This window comes from Streptomyces sp. CO7, assembly GCF_053474865.1.
Genome location: NZ_JBRIOU010000003.1, coordinates 24,173 through 30,250 on the forward strand (window position 1 = coordinate 24,173; position 6,078 = coordinate 30,250).

5 protein-coding genes are annotated in these 6,078 nt (G+C 70.1%); 3 read left to right on the forward strand and 2 right to left on the reverse strand.

Translation table 11 applies throughout. The annotated features are described in order from the left end of the window. Positions 1-807 (reverse strand): potassium channel family protein (locus ACOV8S_RS09950; RefSeq protein WP_448317436.1); only part of this gene is annotated, 807 nt, incomplete at its 3' end. A gap of 65 nt (positions 808-872) precedes the next feature. After that, on the reverse strand, positions 873-3,629 hold the full coding sequence (gene aceE / locus ACOV8S_RS09955; RefSeq protein WP_448317437.1) for a pyruvate dehydrogenase (acetyl-transferring), homodimeric type: 2,757 nt from the start codon (positions 3,627-3,629) through the stop codon (positions 873-875). Between the two features lie 460 nt (positions 3,630-4,089). On the opposite strand from aceE, the gene ACOV8S_RS09960 reads away from it, so the two are divergent. The 3 genes from ACOV8S_RS09960 to ACOV8S_RS09970 all read left to right on the forward strand — a co-directional run bounded on the left by ACOV8S_RS09960 (position 4,090) and on the right by ACOV8S_RS09970 (position 5,862). Continuing rightward, entirely contained in the window at positions 4,090-4,527 is a 438-nt protein-coding gene (locus tag ACOV8S_RS09960) for a DUF3052 domain-containing protein (RefSeq protein ID WP_351115797.1), read from the forward strand. Between the two features lie 173 nt (positions 4,528-4,700). After that, positions 4,701-5,159, forward strand: coding sequence for a peroxiredoxin (locus ACOV8S_RS09965; RefSeq protein WP_448317438.1), 459 nt, complete (start codon positions 4,701-4,703; stop codon positions 5,157-5,159). Positions 5,160-5,286: 127 nt separating this feature from the next. Next, positions 5,287-5,862 carry a TerD family protein gene (locus tag ACOV8S_RS09970; RefSeq protein WP_351115799.1) on the forward strand — a complete coding sequence of 192 codons (576 nt, stop codon included), beginning with the start codon at positions 5,287-5,289 and terminating at the stop codon, positions 5,860-5,862. Positions 5,863-6,078: the final 216 nt, after the last annotated feature.

Genomic DNA, 6,078 nt, shown 5'->3' on the forward strand with positions numbered 1-6,078 from the left:
GGGTTCGGGAGGGCCCGGCCGGGCGGCGGTGAGGGCGGCGATCTCCGTGCGCAGGGCGCGGACCTCCTCGGTGAGCGTGCGGATCTCCTCCGTCTGGCGCCGCTCCTCCGCGTCGTCCTTGTCGAACTGGGCGATGAACCAGGCCGCGATGTTGGCGGTCACCACGCCGAGCAGCGCGATGCCGGACAGCATCAGCCCCACCGCCAGCAGCCGCCCCAGCCCGGTCGTCGGCGCCAGGTCCCCGTAGCCGACCGTCGTCATCGTGGTGAACGCCCACCACACCGCGTCGCCCAGCGTCCTGATGTTGCCGCCCGGCGCATTGCGCTCCACCGACAGCACGGCCAGCGAGCCGAAGACCAGCAGCCCCACCACCGACCCGGCGACGTACGTGGTCAGCCGCACCTGCGAGCTCAGCCGCGCCCGCTGGCCCACCAGGACCAGGGTGGAGACCAGCCGCAGCAGCCGCAGCGGGCTCAGCAGCGGCAGCAGCACCGCCAGCAGGTCCAGCACGTGCGTGCGGAAGAACTCCCAGCGGTCCTCCGAGAGCCACAGCCGCGCCGAGTAGTCCACCGCGAACGCGGCCCAGACCACCCACTCCACCCACCGGCACGTCCGGACCACCGCCGCCGTCGCGTCCGGGTCCACGATCGGCACCGCGTAGGCGACGGCGAACACCACCGCGAGGAACAGCAGCGGCCGCTGGGTGCGCCGCTCCCAGGCCTCCAGCGGGGCCGTCGCCGCCACCGAAGCGGTGGAAGCCGCAGAAGTCGCGGGAGCCGCGGAGGCAGTCGTTTCGTCCATGACCATCCGTGAATCGTAGAAAGGGCCCTCACCGCCCGGAAAGGCGGTGAGGGCCCGGGACACGCGAAGGATCAGGCGTCGCCGCCCATGGTGCCGGGGTCGGCCGCCCGCACGTCGAGGATCCGGTACCGGTCGATCGCCTGCTTCAGCACCCCGCGGTCGACACGGCCGGCCTTGGCCAGCTCGGACAGCACCGCCACCACCACCGACTGGGCGTCGATGTGGAAGAAGCGGCGCGCCGCACCGCGGGTGTCGGCGAACCCGAAGCCGTCGGCGCCCAGCGAGGTGTACGGACCGGGCACCCACCGCGCGATCTGGTCGGGAACCGACCGCATCCAGTCGGAGACCGCCACGAACGGGCCCTCCGCGCCCGAGAGCTTCTGCGTCACCCAGGGCACCCGCGGTTCCTCCTCCGGGTGCAGCAGGTTGTGCTCCTCCACGTCCACCGCCTCGCGCCGCAGCTCGTTCCAGGAGGTCGCCGACCAGACGTCGGCCCGCACGTCCCAGTCCTCGGCGAGGATCCGCTGCGCCTCCAGCGCCCACGGCAGGGCCACGCCCGAGGCCATGATCTGAGCCGGGACCGACCCCGCCGTGCCCGGCGCGTACCGGTGGATGCCCTTGAGGATGCCCTCGACGTCCACGTCCTCCGGCTCGGCCGGGTGCACGATCGGCTCGTTGTAGACGGTCAGGTAGTAGAAGACGTCCTCGCCGTGCGGGTGCTCCGGCGAGGAGCCGTACATCCGCCGCAGACCGTCCCGCACGATGTGCGCGATCTCGAACCCGAAGGCAGGGTCGTAGGCCACGCAGGCCGGGTTGGTGGAGGCCAGCAGCTGCGAGTGGCCGTCCGCGTGCTGGAGGCCCTCACCGGTCAGCGTGGTCCGGCCGGCCGTCGCGCCCAGGACGAAGCCGCGCGCCATCTGGTCGGCCATCTGCCAGAACTGGTCGCCGGTGCGCTGGAAGCCGAACATCGAGTAGAAGACGTACACCGGGATCAGCGGCTCGCCGTGCGTCGCGTGGGCCGAGCCGGCGGCGATCAGCGAGGCGGTGCAACCGGCCTCGGAGATGCCGTCGTGCAGCATCTGGCCGGTCGGCGACTCCTTGTAGGCGAGCAGCAGCTCCCGGTCGACGGACTCGTACTGCTGGCCCATCGGGTTGTAGATCTTGGCGCTCGGGAAGAACGAGTCCATGCCGAACGTCCGGTACTCGTCCGGCGCGATCAGCACGAACCGCTTGCCGATCCCCTTGTCCCGCATCAGGTCCTTCAGCAGCCGCACGAACGCCATGGTGGTGGCGATCGTCTGCTTGCCGGAGCCCTTCTTCATCGCGGCGTAGGCCTGGTCGCCCGGCAGCTCCAGCGGCTTGCCCCGCAGCACCCGGGTGGGCACGTACCCGTCCAGCGACCGGCGCCGGTCGTGCATGTACTGGATCTCCTCCGAGTCCTTGCCCGGATGGAAGTACGGCGCCTCGTAGGGGTCCTCCAGCTGCTTGTCGGAGATCGGCAGGTGCAGCCGGTCCCGGAAGCGCTTGAGGTCGTCCACCGTCAGCTTCTTCATCTGGTGCGTGGCGTTGCGGCCCTCGAAGTTCGGCCCCAGCGTCCAGCCCTTGACCGTCTTGGCCAGGATGACCGTCGGCTGACCCTTGTGGGCCAGCGCCGCCGCGTAGGCAGCGAAGATCTTCCGGTGGTCGTGGCCGCCGCGCCCCAGATGGAGGATCTGGTCGTCGGTCATGTTCTCGACCATCGCGCGCAGCCGGTGGTCGTCGCCGAAGAAGTGGTCGCGGATGTACCCGCCGGACTCGGTGGCGTACGTCTGGAACTGACCGTCGGGCGTCCGGTTCATCCGGTCGACGAGGACGCCGTCGCGGTCCTGCGCCAGCAGCGGGTCCCAGCTGCGGTCCCAGATCAGCTTGATCACGTTCCAGCCGGCGCCCCGGAAGACCGACTCCAGCTCCTGGATGATCTTCCCGTTGCCGCGCACCGGGCCGTCGAGGCGCTGCAGGTTGCAGTTGACCACGAAGGTCAGGTTGTCCAGCCCCTCGCGGGCGGCCAGGGAGAGCTGGCCCAGCGACTCCGGCTCGTCCATCTCGCCGTCACCGAGGAACGCCCACACGTGCGAGCGCGACGTGTCCGCGATGCCCCGGGCGTGCATGTAGCGGTTCATCCGCGCCTGGAAGATCGCGCCCAGCGGGCCCAGGCCCATGGAGACCGTCGGGAACTCCCAGAAGTCCGGCATCGAGCGCGGGTGCGGGTACGAGGACAGGCACTCGGGCGCCTTCGACTTCTCCTGGCGGAAACCGTTCAGCTGCGCCTCGGAGAGCCGGTCCAGCAGGAAGGCGCGGGCGTAGATGCCGGGGGAGGCGTGGCCCTGGAAGAAGATCTGGTCGCCGCCGTCACCGCGGTCCTTGCCCCGGAAGAAGTGGTTGAAGCCCACGTCGTAGAGCGAGGCGGAGGAGGCGAAGGTGGCGATGTGGCCGCCCACCCCGACGCCGGGGCGCTGCGCGCGGGAGACCATCACCGCGGCGTTCCACCGGGTCGCGTTGAGGATCCTGCGCTCGATCTCCTCGTTGCCGGGGAAGAACGGCTCGTCCTTGGTGGCGATCGTGTTGACGTAGTCGGTGCTGCGCATCTCGGGCACGGCCACGCGCTTCTCGCGCGCCCGCTCGATCATGCGGAGCATCAGGTAGCGTGCCCGGTCCCGGCCGCGCTCGTCGATCGCGGCGTCGAGGGAGTCGAGCCACTCCTTGGTTTCCTCTGGGTCGAAGTCGGGGACCTGGCTGGGCAGGCCGCCGATGATGATCGGGGCGCGATCTGGTCCGGGTCCGGAAGCCACGGCGTTCCTTCGCTCTCGCTGGGGTCCAGTCGTTCTCGGTGGGTATCTCCCATGGTGTACCCGCTGATCGTGAACCTCACCTCCCGCGCGTCCGGGCGGGAGTCGAGCCGATGGACGACCCCCGTGACGCGCGGGTCACGGAAAGCGAATACGCTCACTCCAGACACGTTTCGCAAAACAATTCGCACGTCGCACGCATGGTGTCCGCCGAAAGCGGCAAAGAGGACAGAATAGTGTGGCCTGCGTCACCCGGGCCCGGTATCGGCGCCCGGAACTTGCCACGGTGCCGCCGGGAACGTCACCGTTTCGGCGGTCTCGACGGCCGGGTACTTGCGCGATCGGTCCCGCCCGTGTGGACTACGGCCAATGCTTCGCGTACGCGCGTGGCTCGAACCCTTCCCCCGGCCGCACTGGAGCGAGCCGGAGGAGACACAAACGCAACATGATCAGGAGGCAACCCGTGAGCGCGACCGCGGACCACGCGGAGGAGCGGACGAACCCTGCCGCCAGGCTGGGGTTCCAGCCCGAGCAGGTGGTCCAGGAGATCGGCTACGACGACGACGTCGATCAGGAGCTCCGCGAGGCCATCGAGGAAGTCATCGGCAGCGAGCTGGTCGACGAGGATTACGACGACGTCGCCGATGCCGTGGTGCTGTGGTTCCGCGACGACGACGGCGACCTGACCGATGTGCTGGTGGACGCCACCACGTACATCGAAGAAGGTGGCTCGATCCTGCTCCTCACGCCCAAGACGGGCCGTGACGGCTACGTGGAGCCGAGCGACATCGCCGAAGCCGCCACGACCGCGGGCCTCTCCGCGACCAAGGGCGTCAGCGTGGGCAAGGACTGGAGCGGAAGCCGCCTGCTGACGCCGAAGGGCGCCAAGACCAAGCGGTGACGTCCCCGCCGGCCCCGAGGGGACCGGCTGCACGACCGCCCCGCGGGGGGACGTCCGGACCACACGGTCCGGACGTCCCCCCGCGGTGTTTTCCCCCCGTCCCGTACCGGCCGCGTAGGGTGTGATCCACCTGATCAGCAGCAGCACGGTGCCACCGAAGGGAACACGAAGAGATGGCGATCGAGGTCGGCAACCAGGCTCCGGACTTCGAGCTGAAGGACAACCACGGTCGGACGGTGCGGCTCTCGGAGTACCGCGGCGAGAAGAACGTGGTGCTCCTCTTCTACCCGTTCGCCTTCACCGGGGTGTGCACCGGAGAGCTCTGCGACATCCGGGACAACCTGCCGTCCTTCGTCAACGACGACACCCAGGTGCTCGCGGTGTCCGCCGACTCCATCCACAGCCTGCGGATCTACGCCGAGCAGGAGGGCTTCGAGTACCCCCTGCTCTCCGACTTCTGGCCGCACGGGAACGTGTCGCGCGCCTACGGCGTCTTCGACGAGGAGAAGGGCTGCGCGGTGCGCGGCACCTTCATCATCGACAAGGAGGGCATGGTCCGCTGGACCGTCGTCAACGCCCTCCCCGACGCGCGCGACCTCGACGACTACGTGAAGGCGCTCGAGACGATGTGACCCGACGCCGACGTCGTGGCCGGTTCACCTCCCGCCGGGAGGGAACGGGTCACTACGATCGGTCGTTGACCACTTACCGACGTACCACCAGGGGCTCCCGGCCCCCGGACAGCACAAGGGAGAACTCGTGGGAGTCAGCCTCAGCAAGGGCGGCAACGTTTCGCTGAGCAAGGAGGCGCCCGGTCTGACGGCCGTCATCGTCGGCCTCGGCTGGGACGTCCGCACCACCACCGGCACCGACTTCGACCTCGACGCCAGCGCGCTGCTGCTCAACGCCGCCGGCAAGGTCGCCAGCGACGCGCACTTCGTCTTCTTCAACAACCTCACCAGCCCGGACGGGTCGGTGGAGCACACCGGCGACAACCGCACGGGTGAGGGCGAGGGCGACGACGAGCAGATCAAGGTCAACCTGGCCTCCGTCCCGGCCGACGTGGACCGGATCACCTTCCCGGTGTCGATCTACGACGCCGAGGCCCGTCAGCAGTCGTTCGGCCAGGTCCGCAACGCCTTCATCCGCGTGGTGAACCAGGCCGGCGGCGCGGAGATCGCCCGCTACGACCTCTCCGAGGACGCGTCCACGGAGACGGCGATGGTCTTCGGCGAGCTCTACCGGCACGGCGCGGAGTGGAAGTTCCGCGCGGTCGGCCAGGGCTACGCCTCGGGCCTGCGCGGCATCGCGCAGGACTTCGGCGTCAACGTCTGACGTCACCGTCCGACGCCGCCATCGGCGTCGACGTCCGGCGTCGGCGTCCGACGCCGCGACGTCACCGCACGCGCCGCGGCCCCGCGCCCCGGCTCCCGTCCGGCACCGCCTCGGCGGCACCCCGGCCGGGAGCCGGGGCGCGGGCGGCACGGGCCGGGGGGCTCCGAGTTCCGCGGCCCCTGGACCCGCCCGAGTTCCGCAGGCGGGTCCGGGGGC